Source organism: Nitrospira sp. KM1, from assembly GCF_011405515.1.
In the GTDB taxonomy this organism is placed as follows: Bacteria; Nitrospirota; Nitrospiria; order Nitrospirales; family Nitrospiraceae; genus Nitrospira_C.
In genome coordinates this window covers 3,513,289-3,537,218 of record NZ_AP022671.1, presented here as the reverse complement: position 1 = coordinate 3,537,218, position 23,930 = coordinate 3,513,289, and the positions used below count along the sequence as shown (strand labels likewise).

The 23,930-nt window shown below is 55.5% G+C and carries 27 protein-coding genes; 16 read left to right on the top strand and 11 right to left on the bottom strand.

The features are described from left to right. The first annotated feature begins 50 nt into the window (after positions 1-50). The gene (locus W02_RS16690; RefSeq protein ID WP_173049712.1) at positions 51-1,157 is read left to right on the top strand and encodes a dipeptide epimerase; all 1,107 of its coding nucleotides are present in this window, start codon (positions 51-53) and stop codon (positions 1,155-1,157) included. Positions 1,158-1,167: 10 nt separating this feature from the next. On the opposite strand, the gene W02_RS16685 is transcribed toward W02_RS16690, so the two are convergent. The 6 genes from W02_RS16685 to W02_RS16660 all read right to left on the bottom strand — a co-directional run bounded on the left by W02_RS16685 (position 1,168) and on the right by W02_RS16660 (position 4,798). After that, a complete protein-coding gene (locus W02_RS16685) occupies positions 1,168-1,731 on the bottom strand; it encodes a type IV pilin protein (protein ID WP_173049710.1) in 564 nt (187 codons plus the stop codon). A gap of 9 nt (positions 1,732-1,740) precedes the next feature. After that, the gene (locus W02_RS16680) at positions 1,741-2,373 is read right to left on the bottom strand and encodes a methyl-accepting chemotaxis protein (RefSeq protein ID WP_173049707.1); all 633 of its coding nucleotides are present in this window, start codon (positions 2,371-2,373) and stop codon (positions 1,741-1,743) included. Between the two features lie 96 nt (positions 2,374-2,469). Continuing rightward, the gene (locus W02_RS22235; RefSeq protein ID WP_173049705.1) at positions 2,470-2,667 is read right to left on the bottom strand and encodes a DUF3565 domain-containing protein; all 198 of its coding nucleotides are present in this window, start codon (positions 2,665-2,667) and stop codon (positions 2,470-2,472) included. 84 nt (positions 2,668-2,751) lie between these two features. Continuing rightward, on the bottom strand, positions 2,752-3,204 hold the full coding sequence (locus W02_RS16670; RefSeq protein WP_173049703.1) for a hypothetical protein: 453 nt from the start codon (positions 3,202-3,204) through the stop codon (positions 2,752-2,754). A gap of 193 nt (positions 3,205-3,397) precedes the next feature. Further along, positions 3,398-3,583: a hypothetical protein gene (locus W02_RS16665; RefSeq protein ID WP_173049701.1), complete on the bottom strand. Its 186-nt coding sequence runs from the start codon at positions 3,581-3,583 to the stop codon at positions 3,398-3,400. A 189-nt stretch (positions 3,584-3,772) separates the two neighbouring features. Continuing rightward, entirely contained in the window at positions 3,773-4,798 is a 1,026-nt protein-coding gene (locus tag W02_RS16660) for a right-handed parallel beta-helix repeat-containing protein (protein ID WP_173049699.1), read from the bottom strand. A gap of 72 nt (positions 4,799-4,870) precedes the next feature. Between W02_RS16660 and coaE the strand changes: the two genes are divergently transcribed. The 3 genes from coaE to thiI all read left to right on the top strand — a co-directional run bounded on the left by coaE (position 4,871) and on the right by thiI (position 7,699). After that, complete coding sequence (gene coaE, locus W02_RS16655; RefSeq protein ID WP_370467945.1) at positions 4,871-5,491, top strand: dephospho-CoA kinase; 621 nt, start codon at positions 4,871-4,873, stop codon at positions 5,489-5,491. A gap of 44 nt (positions 5,492-5,535) precedes the next feature. Next, a complete protein-coding gene (gene trxB, locus W02_RS16650) occupies positions 5,536-6,456 on the top strand; it encodes a thioredoxin-disulfide reductase (RefSeq protein ID WP_173049697.1) in 921 nt (306 codons plus the stop codon). A 64-nt stretch (positions 6,457-6,520) separates the two neighbouring features. Further along, positions 6,521-7,699: a tRNA uracil 4-sulfurtransferase ThiI gene (gene thiI / locus W02_RS16645; protein ID WP_173049695.1), complete on the top strand. Its 1,179-nt coding sequence runs from the start codon at positions 6,521-6,523 to the stop codon at positions 7,697-7,699. Here the strand turns inward: thiI and W02_RS16640 are convergent. Then, positions 7,683-8,279, bottom strand: a complete 597-nt coding sequence (locus tag W02_RS16640) for an SRPBCC family protein (protein ID WP_173049693.1) — start codon at positions 8,277-8,279, stop codon at positions 7,683-7,685. The genes thiI and W02_RS16640 overlap by 17 nt on opposite strands. Continuing rightward, on the bottom strand, positions 8,263-9,375 hold the full coding sequence (locus tag W02_RS16635) for a DGQHR domain-containing protein (protein ID WP_173049691.1): 1,113 nt from the start codon (positions 9,373-9,375) through the stop codon (positions 8,263-8,265). The genes W02_RS16640 and W02_RS16635 overlap by 17 nt, the downstream gene beginning before the upstream one ends. Before the next feature lie 489 nt (positions 9,376-9,864). On the opposite strand from W02_RS16635, the gene queG reads away from it, so the two are divergent. The 4 genes from queG to W02_RS22230 all read left to right on the top strand — a co-directional run bounded on the left by queG (position 9,865) and on the right by W02_RS22230 (position 13,083). Next, positions 9,865-10,827, top strand: coding sequence for a tRNA epoxyqueuosine(34) reductase QueG (gene queG, locus W02_RS16630; protein ID WP_197742047.1), 963 nt, complete (start codon positions 9,865-9,867; stop codon positions 10,825-10,827). Between the two features lie 83 nt (positions 10,828-10,910). Then, entirely contained in the window at positions 10,911-12,269 is a 1,359-nt protein-coding gene (locus W02_RS16625) for a sigma-54 dependent transcriptional regulator (RefSeq protein ID WP_173049689.1), read from the top strand. Between the two features lie 188 nt (positions 12,270-12,457). Beyond that, the gene (locus W02_RS16620) at positions 12,458-12,661 is read left to right on the top strand and encodes a hypothetical protein (protein WP_173049687.1); all 204 of its coding nucleotides are present in this window, start codon (positions 12,458-12,460) and stop codon (positions 12,659-12,661) included. 179 nt (positions 12,662-12,840) lie between these two features. Beyond that, on the top strand, positions 12,841-13,083 hold the full coding sequence (locus W02_RS22230; protein ID WP_173051528.1) for a S16 family serine protease: 243 nt from the start codon (positions 12,841-12,843) through the stop codon (positions 13,081-13,083). Positions 13,084-13,148: 65 nt separating this feature from the next. On the opposite strand, the gene W02_RS16610 is transcribed toward W02_RS22230, so the two are convergent. After that, positions 13,149-15,551: an endonuclease MutS2 gene (locus tag W02_RS16610; protein ID WP_173049685.1), complete on the bottom strand. Its 2,403-nt coding sequence runs from the start codon at positions 15,549-15,551 to the stop codon at positions 13,149-13,151. Between the two features lie 245 nt (positions 15,552-15,796). Here W02_RS16610 and gap point away from each other — a divergent pair, with 245 nt between their 5' ends. Genes gap through secG form a run of 4 tightly spaced genes read left to right on the top strand, consistent with a single transcriptional unit; the run spans position 15,797 to position 19,230 of the window. After that, positions 15,797-16,810: a type I glyceraldehyde-3-phosphate dehydrogenase gene (gap, locus tag W02_RS16605; protein ID WP_173049683.1), complete on the top strand. Its 1,014-nt coding sequence runs from the start codon at positions 15,797-15,799 to the stop codon at positions 16,808-16,810. Between the two features lie 50 nt (positions 16,811-16,860). Beyond that, positions 16,861-18,060 carry a phosphoglycerate kinase gene (pgk, locus tag W02_RS16600; RefSeq protein ID WP_197742046.1) on the top strand — a complete coding sequence of 400 codons (1,200 nt, stop codon included), beginning with the start codon at positions 16,861-16,863 and terminating at the stop codon, positions 18,058-18,060. A 44-nt stretch (positions 18,061-18,104) separates the two neighbouring features. Then, a complete protein-coding gene (gene tpiA, locus W02_RS16595) occupies positions 18,105-18,866 on the top strand; it encodes a triose-phosphate isomerase (protein ID WP_173049681.1) in 762 nt (253 codons plus the stop codon). Between the two features lie 10 nt (positions 18,867-18,876). Next, on the top strand, positions 18,877-19,230 hold the full coding sequence (gene secG / locus W02_RS16590; protein WP_173049679.1) for a preprotein translocase subunit SecG: 354 nt from the start codon (positions 18,877-18,879) through the stop codon (positions 19,228-19,230). Positions 19,231-19,405: 175 nt separating this feature from the next. Here the strand turns inward: secG and W02_RS16585 are convergent, their stop codons facing one another. Continuing rightward, entirely contained in the window at positions 19,406-20,317 is a 912-nt protein-coding gene (locus W02_RS16585; RefSeq protein ID WP_173049677.1) for a branched-chain amino acid transaminase, read from the bottom strand. Positions 20,318-20,476: 159 nt separating this feature from the next. Next, positions 20,477-20,836, bottom strand: coding sequence for a PilZ domain-containing protein (locus W02_RS16580; RefSeq protein WP_173049675.1), 360 nt, complete (start codon positions 20,834-20,836; stop codon positions 20,477-20,479). 206 nt (positions 20,837-21,042) lie between these two features. Here W02_RS16580 and rplU point away from each other — a divergent pair, with 206 nt between their 5' ends. The 4 genes from rplU to proB all read left to right on the top strand — a co-directional run bounded on the left by rplU (position 21,043) and on the right by proB (position 23,864). Beyond that, positions 21,043-21,357 (top strand): 50S ribosomal protein L21, encoded by a 315-nt coding sequence (gene rplU / locus W02_RS16575; RefSeq protein ID WP_173049673.1) that lies wholly within the window; start codon positions 21,043-21,045, stop codon positions 21,355-21,357. Positions 21,358-21,372: 15 nt separating this feature from the next. Continuing rightward, a complete protein-coding gene (gene rpmA / locus W02_RS16570) occupies positions 21,373-21,636 on the top strand; it encodes a 50S ribosomal protein L27 (protein ID WP_173049671.1) in 264 nt (87 codons plus the stop codon). Between the two features lie 99 nt (positions 21,637-21,735). Continuing rightward, the gene (obgE, locus tag W02_RS16565; RefSeq protein ID WP_173049669.1) at positions 21,736-22,761 is read left to right on the top strand and encodes a GTPase ObgE; all 1,026 of its coding nucleotides are present in this window, start codon (positions 21,736-21,738) and stop codon (positions 22,759-22,761) included. Next, positions 22,743-23,864 carry a glutamate 5-kinase gene (proB, locus tag W02_RS16560; protein ID WP_173049667.1) on the top strand — a complete coding sequence of 374 codons (1,122 nt, stop codon included), beginning with the start codon at positions 22,743-22,745 and terminating at the stop codon, positions 23,862-23,864. The genes obgE and proB overlap by 19 nt, the downstream gene beginning before the upstream one ends. The last annotated feature ends 66 nt before the right edge of the window (positions 23,865-23,930 follow it).

Here is a 23,930-nt window from a genome sequence, read left to right as displayed (position 1 = left end):
GACTTGAACGATTGCGGCCATGCCGTCACTATGCCTCTCGGAAGGACACTATGATTTCTATGCCTCTGAAGATCCATAGAATTGAGTTCTGGCCTGTGAATTTGCCGTTGACGGACCCTTTTGTTGTCGCTACTGGAACCCGATCCGTCGCTGAAAATGTGTTCGTGCGGGTGACCCTTGAAGACAGTTCGCAAGGGTATGGCGAAGCAGCGCCATTCCCCGAGGTCGGGGGAGAAGACCGAGCGTCCTGTGTGGCAGCCCTGCAACAGTTCGGCGAAGCCCTTGTCGGTCGCTCCGTCCATGGCTTTACGGAGCATGCCGCATGGATGAAAACGGTCGGCGAGAGCCAACCAGCCGCACGTTGCGCATTGGAAACCGCGATGCTCGACGCCTATTGCCGGTCTTTGGGGGTGTCGATGTGGCGTTTTTGGGGGGCAGCCGATGTCCGCAAACGGGAAACGGACATCACTATTCCGATCTGCAGCATCGACAAGACGCTCGAATTGGCTGCCGAATGGTATGCACGGGGTTTCCGGTTGTTCAAAATGAAGGTGGGGCGAGATGTCATCGAGGACGTTCGACGGCTTGAAGCCGTTCACCATGCCTTTCCTGGCATCAGTTTCATCGGCGATGGGAATCAGGGCTTTTCGCGAGATGAATGCCTCTTCTTTGCAGAGGCGGTCAAGCGGTTCGGAGGAATGCTCGCATTGCTCGAACAACCGCTGGATCGGAACGACCTGGAAGGGCTCGCAATCATCCGCCGGAATACGGGTGTGCCGGTTGCAGCCGATGAATCGGTCCGATCGCTCAGTGACCTGAAGGCCGTGATTCGTGAGGCAGCCGCTGATTACGTGAATATCAAGATCATGAAAACAGGCGTCATCGAAGCTCGTGCCATCGCAGTTTTCGCATTGGAGGCTGGGCTCAAGCTCATGATCGGGGGGATGGTGGAATCCAGAGTCGCCATGGCCTGTTCATTCAGCATGGTATTGGGTATGCGAGGGTTCGACATTCTTGATCTCGACACGCCTCTGCTACTTGCCGAAGATCCGATAGCCGGAGGGTACCGCTATGACGGGGCGACGTTGCATCCCTGGTCAACGCCCGGATTAGGTCTGACCACCGAACCAGTTGGGTCTGCAATGCGAATTGAATAGATGGGTATCTTTACTTGTTCTGCGGTGGTGGAGTGGCATCCGGCCTTTGATGCTGCACGACCTTTTCGATTCCGCCTCTAGAACTGGGACCCGTCTCAATTCGGACAATCCCTTCATCACTCCAGCCCTCTCCACCAAATGCCATGCCGCTGGACGACGTGATCGTGGCCGGGTTGACACCTCCGGCCATGGCAGGATTCGCGTATTGGACCACCGAGAATGTCTGGCCAGTTCCGGCACCGGCTACTGGCACCGCAAAAGCACGAAATGCGCTAGTGCCCTGTTGACTCAACACTTGCACAGACAGCGTATAATATTTCATCGGTTGGAAGGGTCTGAATCCCAGCTCGTTCATGTTGGTCGTGTAAGACCCGTTCGACGCATAGTATATCTGCTCCAGACGATTAATCTCAGACAGTGCAATTTCCGCCTCGACGGCTCTCGCTTTGTCGATGAGACGGGAATAGAACAGGCCTCCGACGGCGATGAGGCTTGACACAATTGCCAGCACCGTCAACAATTCGATCAGCGTGAAGCCGCCGGCCCTCGATACGGGCGTGGAGCGTCCAGCCATACGACGACCCTAATTCGACTTTCTGAATCGAAATCGCTCGACCGATGCCTCAGCACGGGTTAAAGCTTCCGAGGCGTCGGTCAGATTTTTGAGAAGATCCTGAGACAATGCTGGGGACAACTGAATGGCCGCCCGGGCTCTGTCGAGTGCAGTGAGTGCTCGAGTATGCTCCCCCGAAACGGTGATGAACGCTCCTTCAATGGTTTCGATGGCTCCGTTGATCGATGTCGCCAAATGATCAAGCCTATCCGTTTTCCTGAACTGCAATCGAGCGGTCAGATTCCCCTGAGCCCATTCTCCAACGCTCAGTTCCAGATTCCTCAACGGGCCTGCGACGCGCCTTGTGAGGATGAGACTGAACACGACCGCTCCAAAAAACAGAACTGGTACGGCTACCCAAACGGTCTCGCTCAATGTCAGGAGTTCCACTGCCGCTTCCTGCCGTTCGATGAGAGATCGGGTTGTATAAAGCGTCATGAGCGGTTGTAGATGGGGGCCAAAGAAGGCGAGCGTGAAGAATAACGATGAATACAAAAACAAGAGCAAGCCAATCCACAATGCATATCCCTTTTGAATTCGATGCAGCCTCCGCTGATCTTTGAGTTCAGCGGATCCCGCCTTCCCGATAGCAAGTGTGGTCATAGCAGTATCCCCCACCTGGCAGATGTCCTCGGAATGTTAGAGAATGCAGCGCAAGAAGAGAGTAGCACCGGCGGGCTAGGAGTCCCAAGAAAATCGTCAAAATGAACTCGGTTCCTCGCATCGTTTGCAATCGAGAAAGCTGCCCAAATGGTCTTGTCGTCCGGAAACCGTAAGTACCCATGGCCTGTTCGTCATGGGTGGATGATGGCGCACATGTTGGCCATGACCGCACGCCAAATCGGCGACCCAATCTCCCTGTTCGTCTTGATGATATCCGATAATCGGCTGCTTCATAGATCCTGTGAGTCTCGTGATTTGGTCGTCTATGGCATCCTGTCGAGTTCGTTGATCTGAACCGTTACAGACCCAATCCCTGCTCTAGAGTTTCTCGAACAGCCGCTCAGGCCGCACGGAGGCAGGAACAAATGTCCACCCCTTCTCACGGTCAACATCGAATGTCCCCAAATATCGCATCCCGTCTTGAATCGAACGGAACTCAACAAGAGACACCTGACATTGTTTTGCATCAAACGCTCGGACATCGAATTGCCCTATGACGTATAACCGGCCGTCGGACCTGACATAAAGATTTCGCCTGCTCACGCCGCCCGTGTCGGGAAATAGGTCGGCCGACGCTGAGCACGCTTCATTCACATTCACATCTAACTTGAGGTTGAACCGTGCAAGAAATGGATGAGTGGCTACGCGCGTCAGAGTCACTTTCGCTCTGAGTTCGTCCACGGCCGTGGTGGCCGGATCGGGAAGATCGCTATTGCAACCAGCGGAACAGAGCAGGACAAGCATACCGACAGGTGCAGATCGAACATACATGAGCAATGTCCGACATTGCGAGCCGCACCTACATGATCGGCATGGCGGCCACATCGCGTGAAACCCTAGCGGACGCTCTGGAGTGAAATTCTATCCCTGTAACTCTATAGCTATCGACAGGACTCGCAGCAGGCTACGGAGGAACTCAACCGATGTCAACGGTGCAGTTGCGAGAAGGTGGGAAGGACCAGGGCTAACTCCAGACAACGCGTTCTTGATTGAGCAAGTAGTCGATCACTTCTATGCTATCCCGCATTTGTGTCTGGGCACGCTCGGACATGGGAATGACGGCTCCGACGATTTTCCCCGGCTCGATATCGTCTAGTGAGGGAATCCCGTCCCCACACCTTTTTTCCAAATCTTGCCGGTAACTCGCCACTGTCTGCTCCTCTTAATGACTGCGTTCAGGCTTGTTCTTGTTACAGATATCGGCTAATACCCAGCAATTCTTGAGCCAACCATTTTGTGGTCAATCGTCAGATACAAACAGCATAGCACATGATCGTCGCTTGAACGCCAACGACATTGTAAGCGCAGGTTTTATTTGCGTTATAGGGAAAAGTTTGAACTATGGGGAAGAGGTGGTAATGGGGGGGAGGGCGCCGAGGAATGGAAACTCGCCGATTTTTCGTAGCGGAGTGTCGCCGCGCAGACGGAAATCGTCATGGGCCGGATCGACAAAGTACGGGTCTCCGGTAATATCTGACTGTTGCTTGAGGTCAGGTGCCGGTTCATTGGGAGTACCAGCACGCCCATAATCCCACTCGTTGCCATATAGTGAGTTATAGGAGGTGGTAGCCCGACTGGAAGATGCCACGAGAAATCCGACCTTATTGAGTCCAACGACGTTTCCGCTGACTTCACTCTCCGACTGTCCAAGGAACGCCACCCCACCCCCGTTTTTCACCAGCGTGTTGCTTACCAGTGTGGCTTTGGCCTTGTCCGTAACGACGATGGCCTCGAACAAACTCCTCACAATGATATTTCGCTCTAGCCGAACTTTCGATTTCCCTGCAACATTGACCCCGTGGTCGTTGTCATGGATGAAATTGCCGAGCAGTACCGCTTGCGAATCGGCAAATTGTACACCGGTAGTCTCACTGCCTCCGATTGCGCAGTCTTCGATTCGTATATCATCGAACTGCTGACTGAACAGCATCCCGTTCACGGTCAATCTGCGAAGAGTCACTCCTCGGCCATTGAACAGACCGACGGCGTGACCGCCGTGTTCCTCAATGGTCATATCGCTGATCTCTATGTCCGTGGCTCCATAAGGCCATTTGCCGACGTGTAGCACCCCCACCACATCCTCGCGACCGACCAGGGTCACTGCGTCGCGTCCCGCGCCTACCAGTTTGACCCGTTCCTTACTATGAACAGTGACGTCCTGACTGTACCGGCCAGGCTTAAGAAACACCGTGTCTCCTTTCTTGGCCGAATCCACTGCCTCCTGGATGGATATAAAGTCGCCGCTGCCGTCCAGCGCCACGACAATGGTACGAGCGGTCTGGTTGACCGGTTCGGCTGCAAACGCAGGGTCGAGACAAGCAACCAGGACCATCGCCGCAAAATGGATGCCGCTTCCAACACGCATGGGTTTAGCTCTTACAGGGACATCCTTCGAGAAGTCAACCGACGGATTTCGTATGGGAAGTCTCTGATCAGCATGGTATTCTCGCCCGCCATGATCCTGATAGGTCTGACTGGAGGCGTGGCAACAGGGAAAAGTACTGTGGCTCTGATGTTTCGACGGTTAGGGGCCATGGTGATCGATGCGGACCGGCTGGCTCGCCAGGTCGTGACTCCAGGCACACCCGCCTGGAGAAAGATTCGAAAGGCTTTTGGAACCGGGATTCTCAATCCTGACGGAACCGTTGACCGTTGCGCCTTGGGCGCAGTTGTCTTTCGCGACCGCGCCAAACGCCGCATGCTGGAAAACATCGTTCATCCGTTTGTTGCTCGCGAACAACGGCGGTTGACGAAGGCTGCAACCACGAGAAACCCCAAAGTGGTGGTGATTTACGATGTCCCTCTGCTGTTCGAGACGGGAATCGATAGGCGCGTGGATTACACCATCGTCGTCACGGCTGCCCAATCAACGCAACTGATGCGACTTAGGCAGCGCAATGGTCTCAACAGAGCGGACGCCCTCCGGCGGATCCAGAGCCAGATGCCGCTGGATCGCAAAGCGAGACGGGCGAATTGGATACTCGACGGATCGGACTCGCCCCAACAACTCCATACCGCCGTACGTGCTCTCTACAAAAGTCTGAAGCGGCTGGCTTAATGGCGCCGTGTCAATCGCAAGCGGCGCTGTGTTAGATTGTTTGCGTGCGACGCGTGGTCATCATCGGCTCAGGACCGGCCGGGCTCACCGCTGCCGTCTATGCGGCGAGAGCGAACCTGTCTCCTCTCGTGATCGAAGGGTGGCAATCGGGTGGACAGCTTACGACAACCACAGAAGTGGAAAACTTTCCTGGATTCGCCAAAGGCATCATGGGGCCGGAGTTGATGAAAGAAATGCGCGGGCAAGCCGAGCGCTTTGGTACAGAATTCTTGACCGGAGACGTGACGAAGGTCGCATTCGGTGCGCACCCATTTACTATCGATGTGGACTCAGGAGGCACCATTGAAACGAAGGCCGTGATCATCGCCACCGGCGCTTCTGCAATTCAGCTCGGGCTGAAAAATGAACTCCGCCTGACGGGGCACGGGGTGTCCACCTGCGCCACCTGCGACGGATTTTTTTTCCGCGGCAAGGAATTGATCGTGGTCGGAGGAGGAGACAGTGCACTGGAGGAAGCGACCTTTTTGACGAAATTCGCGACAAAAGTATCGGTAGTCCACCGGCGAGACAGACTTCGGGCATCGAAAATTATGCAGGACCGTGCATTAAAAAACGAAAAAATCGCTTTTGTGTGGAATTCGGTGGTCGAGGACATCCTTGGAGACGCGTTTGTGACCGGAGCCAAGCTGAAAAACATCGTCACCGGGAAGACCGCTGAGCTCCCCGGTGCCGGAGTGTTCGTGGCCATCGGTCATCGTCCAAATACGGCCTTGTTCTCTGGCCAGCTCGACATGGACCAGAGAGGGTATATCAGGACTTCTCGCGGAACGATGACCAGTATCCCAGGAATATTTGCAGCCGGCGATGTCCAAGACCCCGTCTACCGCCAGGCAGTCACGGCCGCAGGAACGGGCTGCATGGCCGCAATCGATGCAGAGCGATATCTGGAATCCCTTCATGCCTGACCGTCTTCGTCACGCGGTGCTCAGCCGGCATTCCATGCCCATGTAAGCGGCCACCATCACCTCCATGCGTTGCGTCATTGTCCATTATCATGAACTCGCGCTCAAAGGGCGCAACCGGAACTTTTTCGAACAGCGTCTTGTTCTTAACATACGATACGTGCTCCAAGACCTCGGGGTGAAGAGAATCGAGCGTCTTCGGAGCCGCATTCGAATCCTCCTCCCCGCGCAACTTGACGACCAGATTGTGACTGAGCGTCTGGCACGGGTGTTTGGCATTGCAAATTTTTCACTCGCTGAATCCGTCCCGCTGGACCTCGCGAATCCCGACCTGAGAGAATTGATGCGCGGAGCGGCGGAGGCCGTGCAACATCGCGCCTTCGACACATTTCGAATCACGGCCAAACGGGCCGACAAACGACTATCCCTCACCTCCATGGATGTGGAACGTGCCGTGGGGGAACACCTGCGCGAAGCGACGAATAAGAAGGTACGGCTCATCGACCCTGACCTGACGGTATACATCGAGTTGCTGTCGAAAGAGGCCTTCTATTCGACGGGAAAGATACAGGGTCCGGGAGGAATGCCCGTCGGAGTCAGCGGAACGGTGGCTTGTCTTATTTCAGGAGGGATCGATTCACCGGTGGCCGCCTATCGGATGATGAAGCGAGGATGCGATGCGGTCTTTGTCCATTTCACGGGGCGGCCTCTCGTGAGCAGGGCCTCGGAAGAAAAAGTGCACGAACTGGTCAAGTTGCTGTCCGCCTACCAACGGCACAGCCGCCTATATGTCGTGCCATTCGGAGAAATTCAGCGGGAAATCGTCGCGAGGGCACCGGCTCCGTATCGCGTGGTCCTGTATCGCCGTTTGATGGTGAGAATCGCCGGGGAATTTGCTAACCGGGAACATTGTTGGGGTCTTGTGACCGGAGACAGTCTCGGCCAAGTAGCGTCGCAAACTCCGGAGAACCTCTGCGTGATCGAAGAAGCATCGGAGTTTCCGATTCTCCGTCCGCTCATCGGCATGGACAAGCTGGAAATTACGGAGGAAGCTACGAGAATTGGAACCTTTCCTATTTCCATTGAACCGGATCAGGATTGCTGCTCCCTCTTCACCCCCGCCCACCCCAGCACCAAGACTCGCCTCGATGACATCCGCAAAGTCGAGCGGGCTCTGGATATCGGCGGACTGGTCAAACAGGGCATCGACAAGGCCGAGAACACAACGTTCACCTTTCCTGAGTAGCCCGCCGAGCAGCCTTCTCCTTCACAATTCGAAAATGAGATTCGAGTTCGCGCCTCGTGGCCAATGCGATCATCCAGTCCGGCACCATGGTGTCGATCGCAACGATCAGTTCAAAATCGGCGACTGTTTGATTCGGAGTCGCGCCTGCTCCAAGCCTCCACTCACGATGATATCGCTTGAAATCACCACCGCCGGCAAGATCCGTGACGATCCTTCCGTCCGGGAATTGGCGCGACTCTGTAATAAGCCGGCGCTCCCCCGGCATCAGTGCATGCTCGATCCGCAGGTCTGTCGTCGCCACGCCATGCTGCATCGTCACACTTGCCACGCGCATGCGCACCTCGAACAAATCGGGCCAATGCGCATAATCCGTCAACAACGCGGAGATGATTTCAGGCGCGGCAGAAAAGAGCAGGTGCGCTTTGGCATGGATGGCCCCATCCGCCCCTGTCGTGACGTCTACTTCCCCTGAATCCAAAGCGGCGAAGAGTTGAAGTGGACAGATGGGAAGAAGAACGGCCAGACCGAGTACGGCAATGTGCACCAACCGATAGCCGGTGTTTCTACCCGACGATCGCATCCAATAATCGCTGATGGATCTTGCGAACGCGTTCCAATTGCCCTTTCGCAGGGAACCGCTCATAAAATCCTTCCGCCTTGAACTCTTTCCCAAGAGCGGCCCACGGCTTAAGCAGTTCTGCAAACGGCTTGGGCGAGCGCTGAGCTTCCCAATCGGCGACAAGCTTGCGGTCCACAATGATATCGTCCAGGACCCGGAACAACGCTTTGAGCGTCACGTCGCGGGTAAACATATACCGATCGTTGTCACCCCAGACACTTTCCATGACCTCTTTGACCCCCTTCAAGTAGTCCCGGATCAAGGCATACAGACGGTCCGCCTTCATGTCGAAATGGGATTCCATCCACCGTTTGTGTGCGATCACCACTTTGAGGAGTTCGTTGAAGATTTCCGACTGGAGCACCCATTTTTCCTGTCTGCTGCGGCCACCGAGTCTGTTGATCTTGTATTGAAGCGGCGAATCATCTTCCCCGTACAGCATGTTCACGACCTTGGCCGAGAATTTCTTCTCAGGACTTTCCCAGGATACTTTCTCATACAGGTCCACCAGGTGGGAGCGATTGATGCGGGTATGCGTGCTGTTGATGATCACGAACATCTCCGTAGCAAAGTCGCCGCTTCGACCGTCGAACAGGATACAGGGCACCTCGACGTTGCTGATCTGATCTGGATGACGCTGTTGGAAGAAATGGAGCCCGGCCAGCCGGTGCTGACCATCGATGATCAGATACTTTCCTTTGGGTTCGCTCAGATGTCCGATAGATTCGGAATCAGCAGACCGTTGAAATCGCAATGTTTCGTCAGTGAATAACAGGACTGTGCCCGGAATCATGGGCTGGACGACGACCGTTTCGTAGAAATTGACGATCTGCTTGATCTTTTGCCGGTTCAATAATCGTTGAAATCCCTTTTCGCTCCGTTCAATGCCGGCGATGAATTGAGCGACCTCGTCGTTATCCGATAACTTGGACTGGGCCAGTTCCTCTCCCTCAAAAAAATATCGGCTCGTGAATCGGACTTTCGACAGCAGATCCACCGCCTGATACCCGATGAAATAGAACGTCCCTTCCTTCTGCCGTATCCGTGTCGCCAGCATGATCCCTCCTGGGAGAAGATGATGCCCTGAACCTGGGCGCATTCTACGCAGAGTCCATCATGGCCGCAAGCATAGCCGCAAGCGTAAGCCCTGTGGTACGATCTGCCGTATGCAACTCCTGCGGCACCTGGTTGTAATCGTTTGCCTGATCTCTGGATGGCTTCTTTGGACCTCCCCTCTAGCAATGGCGCAAGACACGCCCAGTTTTCCAGCCACTACGGAGCGATCCTGTAGTTTCGGCATGGGCAAGGGCGAGACTAGCCGGAATTGCCAGGTGCCGATCCCGGCCGGTTGTTTGGTCGCCCGCACGCCCGGTACTGATAGACCCTGGACGACTATTTCTAAAGGCGGCAAAACGGTCTGCCGTTTCGACGACAAATCAACCGACTGGAAAACCAGAATTACCGGAAGTTGCGGACGCTGCACCTCCGCCCAGTGCACCGTACAATTTATCGTTCGGTTCGACTGCAATCCCCATTGACCCGCGCCATGCTTTCCGCTGAGAGGATCAAGCATGAAGCCCGCTCCCTCGGATTCGATGCCGTCGGTATCATTTCGTTGAGACAAGACCCTTCCGAACACGGGGCACCCCAACGGCTCAGGCGGCTTCAAGAATGGCTCCAGCGTGGTTATCACGCGTCGATGTCATGGATGGAGCGGGATCCGGCTCGTCGCGCCGATCCCGGGCGAATCTTGCCGGGATGCCGCTCCATTATTTGCGTCGCCATGAATTACAATACGGGACACCGTCCGACGGAAGGTCCTGGTTTGGGCCGCATCGCCCGATACGCCTGGGGAAAGGACTATCATGGCGTAATGGAATCACGATTGCGTCAGCTGGAGGCGATGATTCTTGAACAGGTGCCCGATACACGGACACGCGTCTATGTCGATACCGGACCTATCATGGAAAAATCACTGGCACAGCAGGCGGGAATCGGCTGGATCGGCAAACATTCCAACCTTGTATCTTCCGATCATGGGTCCTGGCTGTTGCTCGGTGAAATTCTTACGACCCTTGAATTGCCGGGCGACGAACCTGGCACCGATCTATGCGGCAGTTGCTCTCTCTGCATCAAGGCATGTCCCACGGGAGCCATTTCCGAACCATACGTGGTGGACGCAAGACGGTGCATCTCGTATTTGACGATCGAGTATCGCGGAGACCGTGAGTCGATACCTGACGACCTGGCCTCGGCAATAGGAAATCACATTTTCGGTTGCGACGATTGTCTGGATGTATGTCCTTTTAACCTTCGCGCGGACCCCTCGGTTCATGCCGAGTTCCTGCCTCAGCCAGGCACCCTTGCCCCGCGTCTGGACGAATTGACCGATTTCACCGAAGCCCGGTTCGCCGAGACATTTCATTCCAGTCCACTCAAAAGGGCCAAACACGCGGGTTTGATGCGAAATGCTGCGATTGCTCAAGACAATGAATCACGGGCTTCGTGACCGTGCCCCTTTCATACTCCCGCAGATAGGAGTAGGCTAAGAATACGTTCCAGTGCTCGTCACATTCGACCCGAGGGTGCGGGATGCATCCTTCGACCTTTCTGCTCATCTCAGCCGATCCTAACTCCCACCGCCTGCTCGAGGAGACTCTCTCAGGCACTCACCATTCCCTCCTGGTTAGCCGTTCGGCAAACGAAGGGCTCGAATCGCTCTCACGGTCTCAGGACGTTGTCTGTGCGGTGATCGACGAAAGTGGTGGGCAAATCCATGGCCGAACTGTCATATCAGAAATCTTGAAGTTGGCTCCCCTAATCCCAATAATCGTGCTGGGCGAGACAGATTCGGCAAGAGCCGCTGTGCAGGCGCTTCAGGATGGCGCGAACGACTATCTCGCCAAACCGTTCACCGTGGAGGCCTTGCGGCCTGTGCTCGCCCGCTTCGAACGGAGAACAGCTTCACACTCCGGCGACCGTTCCCATCAGGAGGAAGGATTCGATCGTCTCATTAGCCTGTCTCCTCAGATGCAGCTGCTCAAACGCCTGGCACTCGAAGTTGCTGCGACAGACGCGACAGTGCTCATCACCGGTGAAAGCGGAACGGGCAAAGAGTTGTTCGCCAAGGCCATTCACCTCGGCAGCGCACGGTCTCGCGGGCCGTTCGTCGCACTCAATTGCGGAGGGATTCCCGAACATCTTATCGAATCCGAATTATTCGGTTATCAACGCGGCGCCTTTACCGATGCCAAACATGCCAAGCAAGGGAGATTTCAATCGGCAGCAGGCGGCACCCTCTTCCTCGACGAGATCGGAGAGATGAGTCCCTCTGCCCAGGCCAAGCTGCTCAGAGTGCTGGAGACGCATGAAGTTGATCCCCTCGGCGACACCCGCAGCGTACCCGTGAACATCCGGGTGGTTGCTGCAACGAATGAAGATCTGCCCGCACAAATCAAGGCCGGACGTTTTCGCTTGGATTTGTATTACCGTTTGAATGTTTATCAACTCAGAATCCCTTCCCTCCGGGAACGACCAGAAGACCTTGAACCGATCTTTCATGCATTCCTTGAAAGCAGTCGACAGGCTCATGGCCATCGAATCAGAGGGATTACGCAAGCTGCGCTCATGAGGCTTCAACGCCATGATTGGCCAGGCAATGTGCGGGAATTGCACAACGTCGTCGAGGGGCTCACGATCACGTGCAAACAGGAAATGGTCACCGTAGACGATCTTCCCTCGTCATTTCGCGATCCGGCGGAACCTTCGCCCAGATCCTCCCACGGAGAGCTCTCACTACTGGCATTCGGCCTGTCTCTCCAGGAGATGGAGAAAAAAATATTGGAAGAAGCTCTCTATAAGGCCGCGGGCAACGTCACAGAGGCCAGTCGGCTTCTCAAGATGACGCGCAATACTCTTCGATATCGCATGGCCAAACATCATCTCACTTAATAAAACGCCCTCCGTTCCACGACCTGCTTCCAAGCTTTTGCTCACACAAACGCTTCGGCCAATTTCTCGCGACCAACCGCTTGCGTGCTTCTCACTGCTCACTTTCGACATCGGATGGCAAAACACTCAAGTCTAAGCGAAGTCCTGCCGACATGATGAGGGCTCACAACGAACACACGATTCATCTCATGCCTCAAATCTGTCGTCGCCTATTCGGACTTTGCCTCTGCTTGATGCTCTGGACGGTGACTCCGGCAATGGAGGAGGCACAATCTCATGAGCAACTCATACCCATTCTGAGCGTTACCAGTGATACGCCATCGCAGGGATCCGTGACAGACATTGTCGTCGCCGTGAAGCAACGGGCCGACCGCCGCGGGCTCACGGTGTGATTTCATGATCAGCCCGGTCGATTTTCTCCCGTGGCGCAATTCGCGACTGAGCGGGCGATAAGACAGGTGGCCGGATATCTCGAGCTGTCGACAGACTCCTGGACCGTCCAGCCGACCAGCCCATATCCGGACGTGCAGCTTTCCGGTGACAGCCTTTCCGCGATGGTCGGCCTCACGGTATCAGCCCGGCCCAAGGGAAGCGGGTTCATGCCGGCTCTGTTCTCACCGGCACCGTTTACTCGGACGGCCGGATCGGGCGTGTCGGTAGAATCAATCTCAAAATACAGGCTGCGAAACGTGCGCAGCTTCACCGCGTGCTGGTACCGCATCACCAAGCTCCTCTTGGAGTCGATTTTTCTCTATCTCCCACGTTCGTCGTCTCGCCAGTCAGATCTATTCCTGACGCCTTGATGCCTGACTGAAATATCCGGATCGGAATAATGTGCCTATTCCATCAACCGACAGCCTCCGTTGCACCCTGCATCGCTCAAGGGAGATTCGCCACCGTGACCCCGTCTCCACCTTCCGAGCGGTCGCCGGCTCGAAATGTTTGGACATAGGGTGATCCCTTCAGATACTCACGCAGAGCCGATTTCAGCTTGCCTGTTCCGTGGCCATGAATAATTCGCAGCATCGGCTCACCGCACAAGATGGCCCGGTCCAAGGCCGCAACCACCTCATCCAACGCGTCGTCAACTGCCCGTCCCCTCACATCAACGACCGGTTGTGCATCGGAATGATACGGCCGCTGTTTTGGCAAATCATGCTGAATGGATCGAGGAGATCCTAAAGCGACGGATTCGCGGGGCAGCCCGATCAAACTGGAGACAGTTGCCGATAGCTCTCCCTCCCCGACCTTCACCCGCACGCGCTTCCTGCCCTGTACCGGCTCCAGCAGCGTTCCGGTCAGTCCCAACCCTCCGATCTCGACCCGATCACCCGCCACCAGCTTGTCGAGCGGAATGGCTTCCCCGATCGGAACGAGTTCGCTGGTCGCCTGCGCTTCGAGAGCGTGGAGCCGTTGCTTCGCTTCTCTGGCCTTGATCAATCGCTGATCCCGCTTCACTTCGTCAACGGTTGCCTGCACTTCAGCCCTGGCTCGGCTAAATTGTTCCTGCAGTTTTTTCCGGAAATCCTTGCGTTGTTCTTTGTCCGTGGCTTCCAACCTCGCCAGCTGTTCCTTGGCAAGTCGCACTGCGGTGTCCGCCTCCTCTCTCGCGTTGACTGCGCTGGCGAGATCAGCGGATAGACGGCGTTGCTTGGCATGCAGGTCCTCCAACATGCGCTCCACGGCTCGATCATCCCTATCCATCCTTCGTCGGGCGTCATCCAAGAGATCATCTTCCATACCTAAACGCCCCGCGATCTCAATGGCCGATGATCCGCCGGGAATTCCCATGAACAATCGATAGGTCGGAGAGAGCGTGCTTACGTCGAATTCCACACTGGCATTGGCAAACCCCGAGGTGCTTTGGGCAAGCGCTTTGAGAGACTGGTAATGAGTCGTCGCCACGACTTTCATGCCCAATTCAGACAGACGGCACAATAATGCTTCGGCCAGCGCGGCTCCTTCGATGGGATCGGTCGAGGTCGCCGGTTCATCCAGCAGCACGAGCGAATGGATGGATGTCGAAACAGGACGAAGTTCGCGCGCCGCTCTCGCTTCACGCAGCAATTGAATCATCTGGGTCATATGAGCCGAGAAACTAGAGAGGTCTCTGGACAGGTCTTGAGCGTCCCCGATGTCGGCATATACTTGCGAAAATATCGCCATCTCGGATCCGGGTGCGCACGGCAGCAACAGACCAGCCCTCGCCATAAGGGCAAAGAGCCCGACAATTTTAAGTGTGACAGTCTTCCCGCCAGTATTCGGACCAGAAACAATCAAGACATCGATGGTTTCATCCAGCTTGATATCGTTGGGCACGATGTGTGGTTTTGACAGAGCCAATAAGGGATGTCGTGCCTGCTTCAAGATCACACGCCCCTCGATATTGAGCGTGACCGGATTCGCTTGCAGGAGACGACTGAAAACGGCACGGGCCATGATCTCATCGAGTTCGGCCAATACCTCGATACAGGCTCTAATCAAATCGGCACGATTCGCCACCGCGATCGACAATTCTCGGAGTATTTTACGGATCTCTCTGTCAATCTCGAGGTCTGCAACTTTGATGGCATTGTTCAAGTCAAGAAGTTCGCGCGGCTCGATGAAGACAGTAGCCCCGCTTGACGAGACATCATGTACAATACCCGCCACCCGACCTTGCATTTCGACCTTGATCGGCACCACATAGCGTCCTTCACGTTGATCGAAATAATGTTCCTGCAGTGCTTCAGCATATCGCGTGGAGTGCAGGATCCGATCGAGGTCCTGGCGGATCTGCTGCTTTAACCCGTTGGCATACTGCGTCAACCGTCTGAGTTCCGGTGTCGCTGTTTCTTTGATTGATCCGTCTTCATAGATAGAGGCTTGGATCGCGAGTCCGACGGGGCGAAGTTCTCTTGCCTGTTGCAGGGCATCTCCAAACCTGGCAATTGCCGGCACCGCATCTCGATGCCGGCCAATGTACTGGAACGTATCCTGGATAAGAGCGATAATCAGCGCCTGGTCACGAAGTTCATGTGTATCGAGCACCCCTCCCTTGAACGCTCTGGTCAGTGATTCACGGACGTCCGGGAATGCTACCGCCTGAAAAGGATCGGCTCCTTCGATCAGTACCGCCATTTCCATCGTTTCCTGTTGTCGACGTTGGGCCTCTCCCAGTTCTTCCGCTAGTGTCATCGAACGACAACGGATTGCCCCCATCGATGAGCGGGCCTGTAAGGCCAAGATCTCCAGAAGCTTGTCCCATTCCAGGACCTGCTTCGCAAGATCGAAAAGATTCACAATTGTCTCCGTTTCTTCATAAGATTATCCCGCAAACTCTAAACAACCACTTACCGTGACGCAAGGCGTGAAACCTGCTCAATCCGGCAAGGGATTCCTGCGCGGCAAATACATGCGAAACACCTAATCCCACGCGGGTTTACCCTTTCGTATGACTTGACAATGCTGTGACGTCGCCGATACTATCGGCGATCGTTCGAGCCGGTGGATTCACCGGCTCATTTTTTCTTTGAGGAACTGTTGCCATGGCCATCAGAGTCGGAATCAATGGGTTTGGTCGAATCGGACGGAACGTTCTACGGGCGTCCCTCGGTGATCCACAGTTGGATTTCGTCGCGATCAACGACCTTACAGATGCCAAGACACTAGCGTACTTGCTGAAATATGATTCCGTCCATGGGACTTTGAAGGGCAAGGTTGAGGCCAAGGATGATCACATTTTTGTCGAAGGTAAGCCGATCAAAGTCTTAGCAGTCAAGGATCCTAAAGAACTGCCCTGGAAAGAGCTGAATGTCGAAGTCGTCATCGAGTCCACCGGACGCTTCACCGACCGCGAGGGGGCGGGCAAACACCTGTCCGCCGGCGCGAAGCAAGTCATCATTTCTGCGCCCGCCAAGGATCCCGATTTCACCGTCGTGCTAGGGGTCAATGACGACAAGTACGATCCGAAGACCCATCACATCGTATCGAATGCATCCTGTACGACAAATTGTTTGGCGCCGGTCGCCAAAGTGCTGCTCGAGAACTTCGGCATTAAACATGGCGTGATGACGACAATTCATTCTTACACCAATGATCAGCAGTTGCTGGACCTCCCGCACAAGGATCTCCGCCGCGCGCGGGCAGCCGGAATGTCAATGATCCCCACAAGCACCGGTGCGGCCAAGGCTCTGCATCTCGTTCTTCCTCAACTGAAGGGCAAGATGGACGGTCTCGCCATCCGAGTCCCTACGCCGAACGTCTCCTTGGTGGACCTGACCGTCGAAACTGAAAAGGATTGCGATGTCGCCGCCGTGAACGAAGCCTTCAGGAAGGCCGCCGGCGGTCCACTCAAAGGCATCCTTGAATATTCCGAAGATCCGATCGTGTCAATCGATCAGAAGGGCGATGACCACTCTGCGACGGTGGATGCGCCATTGACAGCCGTGATCGACAAGCGGTTGGTGAAAGTCACCGCCTGGTATGACAATGAGTGGGGATATTCGTGCCGCGTGCGCGACCTTATTAAGGTGCTTGCCGCCAAGGCCAAGAACCGCTGACGGCGGAACTGCCTAGGACGCCCGATTCGCTTCCGCTCGAAGGATTTCTCATGAATCTGCACAAGCAAACAATCGACGATCTGACCCTCGCCAATAAACGGGTGATCATTCGCGCGGACTTCAATGTTCCGCTCGACGATTCCTTGCAGATCACCGACGACACCCGCATCCGTTCCACTCTTCCGACCATCAACCGCGTCGTTGACGATGGCGGGAAAGTGATTCTCTGCTCCCATCTGGGACGGCCAAACGGTAAGTTCGATCCCAAATTCAGTCTCGCCCCGATCGCGAAGCGGCTTGGAAGACTTCTGGGGAAAAATGTCATTTTTGCGCCCGACTGCATCGGCTCCACCGTTGAAGGACTGGTGGCTAAGATGAATCCGGGCGACGTCATGTTGCTCGAAAATCTTCGCTTCCATGCCGGCGAAGAGAAAAATGACGAGGCCTTCTCCAAGGCGCTCGCCAACCTCGGCGATGTCTATATCAACGACGCGTTCGGCGCTGCGCACCGGGCCCATGCCTCGACAGTCGGCATTACGAAATTCATTACGGCGGCGGCAGCCGGCTTCTTGCTCAAGAAAGAAATCGAATACCTCGAAGGAGCCGTCGAAAATCCCGTCCGTCCGTTCGTGGCCATTCTCGGCGGCGCCAAGGTGTCCGGTAAGATCGGCGTCATTGAGAATCTCGGCAAACGAGTCGACAAGGTCATCATCGGCGGCGGCATGGCTTTTACCTTTCTAAAAGCCAAGGGGCTTGAAATCGGGAATTCCCTCGTCGAAAACGACATGCTGGACTTTGCGAAAGGCATAGAAGACCATGCCTTCTCACGCGGTGTGAAATTTTACCTTCCCGTCGATTGCGTCGTCGCCGCAAGCCGCGAACCCGGAGCGGAAACCAAGATCGTTCCCGTCCAAGAAATCCCCAAGGGTTGGTACGCGCTGGATATTGGCCCTGCGTCGGTCAAACTGTTCAACGAAGCGGTCCAGAATGCAAAAACGATCCTTTGGAACGGTCCCATGGGAGTATTTGAGGTTGACGCCTATGCCAGAGGTACGCTGTCAGTCGCCCATGCGATTGCAGATGCCTATGCATTGACGATTGTCGGTGGAGGAGAAACAGCGATGGCCGTTCATCGCGCCGGAGAGTCCGAAAACATCTCCTTTATCTCAACCGGGGGCGGTGCGGCGCTGGAACTCTTGGAAGGCAAACAACTCCCTGGTCTGACCGCCCTGCCTGAACGACGGGACTAGGGCAATCGGCCGGCCCTATTCACCAGTCCTCCGCGGAACACACCGTGCGAAAGCCGCTCATCGTCGGTAATTGGAAAATGAACAAGACGGCCTCGGAGGCATCTGCCTGCGTCCGGGAGCTGGTCGCGCACCTCTCGACCTCTCCCAGGGTCGATGTCGTCATCGCACCGCCGTTCACCGCGCTCGCAGCGGTACGGGAGACATTAGGACCTTCTTCAGGGATCGGGCTGGGAGCACAGAATCTGCACTGGGAGCCTCAAGGGGCGTTTACTGGAGAGATTTCAGGTCCAATGTTGCGCGATCTGGGTTGTACCCACGTACTCATTGGTCATTCCGAACGTCGCTCACTGTTTGGAGAACGCAACCCCGACATTCACAAGAAAGTGCAGGCTGCGCTGGCTCATGGGCTTCAACCTATTCTTTGTGTCGGCGAGTCTCTGCAACAACGTGAAAACGGGCAGACTCACAACGTGATCACGGAACAACTGCAGTCGGGGCTGGACCAGTTGACCGCCGGTGACTTAACCTCGGTCATCGTTGCCTACGAGCCAGTATGGGCGATCGGGACCGGAAAGGCCGCGACGGTGGAGCAGGCCGTCGAAGTGCATGCGGTAATCCGTACCTTCATCGGCCAGCGGTGGGGCAAAGACGCAGCCGAGACAATTCGCATCCTATACGGAGGCAGTGTGACACCTCACAATGCCGGCGCGTTGTTGTCGGCTGAAGGAATCGATGGAGCACTTGTCGGTGGGGCTTGTCTCGTCGTGAATTCATTTGCTACAATCATCCGCGCCGCGGTACATTGAATAGGGAACTATGCACACACTGGTTATCATCATTCATCTTTTGGCCTGTTTTCTGATGATCGGAGCCATCCTTCTCCAATCAGGAAAGGGTGCTGAAATCGGTGCAGCCTTCGGAGGGTCGAGTCAGACGGTTTTTGGCAGCCGAGGCCCGGCCAATTTCTTGAGCAAGTTTACAGTGATCGTTGCTGCAGTATTCATGTTGACGTCCCTGACCCTTGCCATTATGGCCAAGGAGCGCAACTTTGCTTCGACGGTAATCGACATGAAGAAAAAAGACAGTTCTGCGCCAGCCCCCGCAACTTCGTCCGAAAAACCGGCCACTGAGACCCACCCAGCGGGTGATGCCCCTTCCTCCGCACATTAAACTGATTCGTCGCTTCCGATAATCGCTGCCCTAACATCCTGCGCCTCCGTCGCCATTGGCAAAGCGGTGGCATTTGCGTCCAACGCGCTGCATATCGATGACTGGATCGTCCCAAATCAGCTGAGATGTGTTTGCTCAAGGGAACTGGCGGCAGGAAGTCAGGATCTGATCTCGATCAGATACGTGTCAGCCAAGACTCATGGACAGCATCTTCTCCACGCACGATGGCAAAGAAACGCTTCTGCAGAGCCTGAGTGATGAGCCCGGGATGCCCCGCACCGATGCGTCGATTGTCAATCTCTCGAACGGGAGTCAATTCAGCGGCAGTTCCGGTTACGAACACTTCATCGGCAATATACATCTCGTCACGCGTGAAACGCTCTTCCGTCACGGAGATTCCCTGCTCGCGCGCCAACTCGATTACCGAATTCCTGGTGATACCCTCCAGGATGGACGTAAGCGGAGTTGTCTTGATTCGGCCTTTCCGAACGATGAAGATGTTCTCTCCTGTTCCCTCTGATACATATCCCTCGGGATCAAGAAGAATAGCCTCGTCATAGCCATCCGATTTGGCTTCGCGTTTCGCAAAGATCGAATTCACGTAATAGCCAGAGATCTTCCCTCTGGTCATAGAGACGTTGACATGATGCCTGGTAAATGAGGATACACACGCGCTGATCCCCTTGGCCAATGCCTCATCACCGAGATAGGTACCCCATTTCCAAGCCGCGATGGCCAAACGAATGGGGTTATCACCAGGATACACGCCCATTGCCCCGTGTCCGATATACAACAGCGGACGGATGTAACAGGCATCGAGATTATTGATTCTCACGGTCTCCACAACGGCGTCGGCAACCTGCTTTTTATCAAACGGTATGGCCATCATGCCGATATGCGCCGACTCGAATAGGCGATCGATGTGGTCCTGCAGCCGGAAAATGGCCGATCCGGATTTGCCCTTGTAGCAGCGGATACCTTCAAACGCCGCCAGTCCGTAATGAAGTGAATGAGTGAGCACATGAACGTTTGCCTCCTCCCAGTTGACAAAGGAGCCGTCCATCCAGATTTTTCCTTGTTGTTCCATGATGATCGGGCGAACTATAGCAGCGCCCTTAAAGAAGCGTCAAGCAACCGGTCGGCATCGAGTAGGCCGAGGCCGACTCGAACGAAGGCGCATCGTTCTAAAGGGAGACCACGAACTTACACGTCGGAGAATGGAGCCGGGTGGCCGTCTATATTTCTGTTACAGGTCTTCACGAAACGCATTGGCTTGCTCGTTAAGAACCGTCACAATATGGCGAGACGCCAACGGACTGATTTGGTCGAATTGCAGTCCAAGTTCGCCATTTTTCGCCCATCGCACGGAGACTTTTGCAATTTCCACTGGAGGGCGTGTGTCATCGATCGCAAAGCGAACTGTCAATTCGGCGCCGGGCTTGAGAGCGTGATCGCCCAGCATTCTCATGCCGCCAAGTGACAGATTCATCACAACGCCTTTTCCAATCGAATGACCGGTCATATAGAAGGCTGTGTACCAGGTGGGAATCCTGCGGTAGGGCCTGAGGGTAAATTTTCTGGAGACGGATCGTGTATGAGTCTTCATATTTGAAGCCCTCACTTTCAGAAGTTCAGAATACAATCGCCGGCTCGACTGCGGTAGCCCCCTAAAAGAGGCACTTCTCCCGCTCAGAATTGTTCGACATGGCGATTGTCATGGCCGCTCATGGTGGTTGGTCTATGCGGTTTGCGGCTTGACACTTTTGAAATCACTATGATACACAGCTGTGTTCTATTACGGAGGCACGTAGTATGTACGCGATCGTAGAGACAGGCGGCAAACAGTATCGGGTCGAAAACGGAACCGTAGTTCGAGTCGAAAGCCTCCCGGGAGATGTCGGCGGGACGGTGGAACTCAATCAAGTACGGCTGGTGCAGGGAACCGGCGGCCTCGTCATCGGCCAGCCTCTCGTGCAAGGCGCTAGAGTCACCGCTGAAATTGTGAATCAAGGACGGACACGTTCAATCATGGTGTTCAAAAAGCAGCGGCGAAAAAACTACCGGCGCACAAAAGGTCACCGGCAGGGATTTACCCAACTCCGTATCACTGGCATTCACACCGCATAGACACAAGGACCTTCCATGGCAACAAATAAAGGCGGCGGCTCATCCAGAAACGGGCGTGACAGCAATCCACAATATCTAGGCGTCAAAGCGTTCGGCGGTGAAACCGTGAAGGCGGGGGCGATCATTGTTCGTCAGCGTGGAACTAAGTTTTTCCCCGGATTCAATGTGGGCCTCGGCAAAGACCACACCCTGTTCGCCCGAGTAACGGGAACCGTGAAGTTCGAGGGAGGACGCGCGCGGCAGAAGGTCAGCGTCTACCCCGCGCCCATAAATTCATAGCGGCTCTTCCTCTTCTTCCATCGTTCACCTCACCGGCGATGTCATATAGGGCTGCCCTCGCGGCAGTCCCTCCGACTCACCTCATCGGGATGGACTCGTATGTTTGTCGACGAAGTACGCATTACCGTCAGGTCAGGCCGCGGTGGTGATGGCGTCTGCAGTTTCCGTCGAGAAATGTTTGTACCGCGCGGGGGACCGGACGGAGGCGACGGTGGAAACGGCGGCGACGTGATCTTTACCGCCTCTCATCGACTGACCACCCTGCTCGATCTGCGCTATCAAAAACATTACGAGGCCGAGGACGGCAAGCCTGGCGCAGGCTCCAATTGCACGGGCAGGCGAGGAAAGTGCGTGATTGTCGGCCTCCCTGTGGGCACCGTCGTCTACGACGACGACACCGGGGAGATCCTCGCTGATCTTACCGAGGATGGCGTCACCGTCACCATCGCGCAAGGCGGGCGCGGCGGACGAGGGAATGGGAACTTTGCCACATCCACCAATCGCGTCCCGACCCACTTCGAACACGGCACACAGGGACAACAGCGGCAGCTCCGCCTGGAGCTCAAACTGTTGGCCGATGTGGGACTCGTCGGATATCCCAATGCCGGGAAATCCACTCTCATCGCGGCCATCTCGGCCGCACGGCCCAAGATCGCTGGTTACCCTTTTACGACTCTGACGCCGAATCTCGGCGTCGTGCAATGGGCATCGGATCGCACCTTCGTGGTCGCCGATATTCCGGGTCTCATCGAGGGCGCACACGAAGGCAAGGGACTGGGATTTCAGTTTCTACGACACATCGAGCGAACGTCCTTTCTTCTTCACCTCATTGATGTATCCGAATGGGCTCCGGAACAGCCTATTGAAAGCTTTGAAGTCATGCGCAGAGAATTGGAATCATACGATCCATCACTCATTGGGCGACCTTTTGCGATTGTTGCGACCAAGATCGACATCTCAGGTGAAGGCGAACGGCTCGCCGCACTGCAGAGCTACTGCTCCCGGCATCGGTATACATGCCTGCCCATCTCAGCCGCCACAAGGTCGGGGCTGGCTGAATTGACCACATTCGTCGGACAACAGGTCGACCACCTCCGGGCAGCCGCATGCGGGACGAAATCCTAACATCCTCACGCCGGATCGTCATTAAGATCGGAAGCAGCCTGGTGTCGTCGCGCGATTCCGGATTGCGGACGGATCGCATCGATCGATTGAGCGAAGAAATCGCCGCCGTGCAGTCCGGGGGTCGAGAAATTCTGGTCGTCTCGTCAGGGGCGATTGTCTCCGGCATCAAGAAGCTGGGGCTCAAGGCATATCCCAAGAGTCTTCCGATCAAACAGGCCGCGGCGGCTGTCGGTCAGAGCCGCCTGATGTGGGCGTATGAACGGTCGTTTGAGCGACTGGACGTCAAGGTGGCTCAGATCCTCCTCACACATCACGATCTTGCGGATCGCCGACGGTTCTTGAATGCCCGTCATACGCTGGCTGCCCTCATCGGATTCGGCGTCATTCCCATTATCAACGAAAATGACACCGTGGCCGTCGACGAGATCCGCGTGGGAGACAATGATACACTGGCGGCTGAGGTCGCTCATCTGGTCGATGCGGATTTGTTGGTTATCCTGTCGGACGTGGACGGACTTTACACAGAAGATCCTCGGAAACACCCTTCCGCCGCACTGATGTCGCTGATTACCGAGATCAACGAAGATATTGAAAAGCGGGCCGGTCTCTCGAGTACCTTTGAAGGCACTGGTGGAATGGCTACCAAAGTACGGGCAGCCAAGAAAGTCGGAGAGTATGGCGTCGCCACCCTGATCCTCAATGGCCAACAGCCGGGGCTGCTACCAAAAGTGCTGGCTGGCGAAGCTGCCGGAAGCCTGTTTCTGGCCAAAGGACGGCGCTTGAACAGCCGCAAGCACTGGATCGCTTTTACCCTGCGCGCGCGAGGCAAGATTACGCTCGATCACGGCGCGGTTGAGGCGTTGTCACAGCGCGGCAAGAGCCTGCTTCCTTCCGGCATCCTGGACGTCAGCGGCCCGTTTGAAGCGGGAGATCCCGTGAGTTGCGTGGATCAAGAGGGCCGGGAATTCGCCAAGGGACTCGTCAACTGTTCTTCGGAGATGGTCGGCCGGATCAAGGGAATGAAAACCTCCGATATCAATCGCCAACTGGGACAACAGGAGTACGAAGAGGTGATCCACCGAGATAATCTTGTCATCCTGTAGACTGACGCGACGACTGATTATCGAGATGATTTCCCGCTCTCACGGCTGTGGGATCGCTTCAAGGTT

What these genes read in the sequence shown, in the direction of transcription:
- W02_RS16670 (WP_173049703.1), bottom strand. Translation starts at nt 3,204, where the DNA reads ATGTATGTTCGATCTGCACCTGTCGGTATGCTTGTCCTGCTCTGTTCC.
- queG (WP_197742047.1), top strand. Translation starts at nt 9,865, where the DNA reads ATGCTTTCCGCTGAGAGGATCAAGCATGAAGCCCGCTCCCTCGGATTC.
- pgk (WP_197742046.1), top strand. Translation starts at nt 16,861, where the DNA reads ATGAATCTGCACAAGCAAACAATCGACGATCTGACCCTCGCCAATAAA.
- rpmA (WP_173049671.1), top strand. Translation starts at nt 21,373, where the DNA reads ATGGCAACAAATAAAGGCGGCGGCTCATCCAGAAACGGGCGTGACAGC.
- W02_RS16620 (WP_173049687.1), top strand. Translation starts at nt 12,458, where the DNA reads ATGCCTCAAATCTGTCGTCGCCTATTCGGACTTTGCCTCTGCTTGATG.
- W02_RS16690 (WP_173049712.1), top strand. Translation starts at nt 51, where the DNA reads ATGATTTCTATGCCTCTGAAGATCCATAGAATTGAGTTCTGGCCTGTG.
- W02_RS16635 (WP_173049691.1), bottom strand. Translation starts at nt 9,375, where the DNA reads ATGCTGGCGACACGGATACGGCAGAAGGAAGGGACGTTCTATTTCATC.
- secG (WP_173049679.1), top strand. Translation starts at nt 18,877, where the DNA reads ATGCACACACTGGTTATCATCATTCATCTTTTGGCCTGTTTTCTGATG.
- W02_RS16580 (WP_173049675.1), bottom strand. Translation starts at nt 20,836, where the DNA reads ATGAAGACTCATACACGATCCGTCTCCAGAAAATTTACCCTCAGGCCC.
- proB (WP_173049667.1), top strand. Translation starts at nt 22,743, where the DNA reads ATGCGGGACGAAATCCTAACATCCTCACGCCGGATCGTCATTAAGATC.
- W02_RS16585 (WP_173049677.1), bottom strand. Translation starts at nt 20,317, where the DNA reads ATGGAACAACAAGGAAAAATCTGGATGGACGGCTCCTTTGTCAACTGG.
- W02_RS16640 (WP_173049693.1), bottom strand. Translation starts at nt 8,279, where the DNA reads ATGCGATCGTCGGGTAGAAACACCGGCTATCGGTTGGTGCACATTGCC.
- W02_RS22235 (WP_173049705.1), bottom strand. Translation starts at nt 2,667, where the DNA reads ATGAAGCAGCCGATTATCGGATATCATCAAGACGAACAGGGAGATTGG.
- gap (WP_173049683.1), top strand. Translation starts at nt 15,797, where the DNA reads ATGGCCATCAGAGTCGGAATCAATGGGTTTGGTCGAATCGGACGGAAC.
- W02_RS16685 (WP_173049710.1), bottom strand. Translation starts at nt 1,731, where the DNA reads ATGGCTGGACGCTCCACGCCCGTATCGAGGGCCGGCGGCTTCACGCTG.
- thiI (WP_173049695.1), top strand. Translation starts at nt 6,521, where the DNA reads ATGCGTTGCGTCATTGTCCATTATCATGAACTCGCGCTCAAAGGGCGC.
- W02_RS16625 (WP_173049689.1), top strand. Translation starts at nt 10,911, where the DNA reads ATGCATCCTTCGACCTTTCTGCTCATCTCAGCCGATCCTAACTCCCAC.
- W02_RS16660 (WP_173049699.1), bottom strand. Translation starts at nt 4,798, where the DNA reads ATGCGTGTTGGAAGCGGCATCCATTTTGCGGCGATGGTCCTGGTTGCT.
- W02_RS16680 (WP_173049707.1), bottom strand. Translation starts at nt 2,373, where the DNA reads ATGACCACACTTGCTATCGGGAAGGCGGGATCCGCTGAACTCAAAGAT.
- obgE (WP_173049669.1), top strand. Translation starts at nt 21,736, where the DNA reads ATGTTTGTCGACGAAGTACGCATTACCGTCAGGTCAGGCCGCGGTGGT.
- coaE (WP_370467945.1), top strand. Translation starts at nt 4,871, where the DNA reads ATGGTATTCTCGCCCGCCATGATCCTGATAGGTCTGACTGGAGGCGTG.
- rplU (WP_173049673.1), top strand. Translation starts at nt 21,043, where the DNA reads ATGTACGCGATCGTAGAGACAGGCGGCAAACAGTATCGGGTCGAAAAC.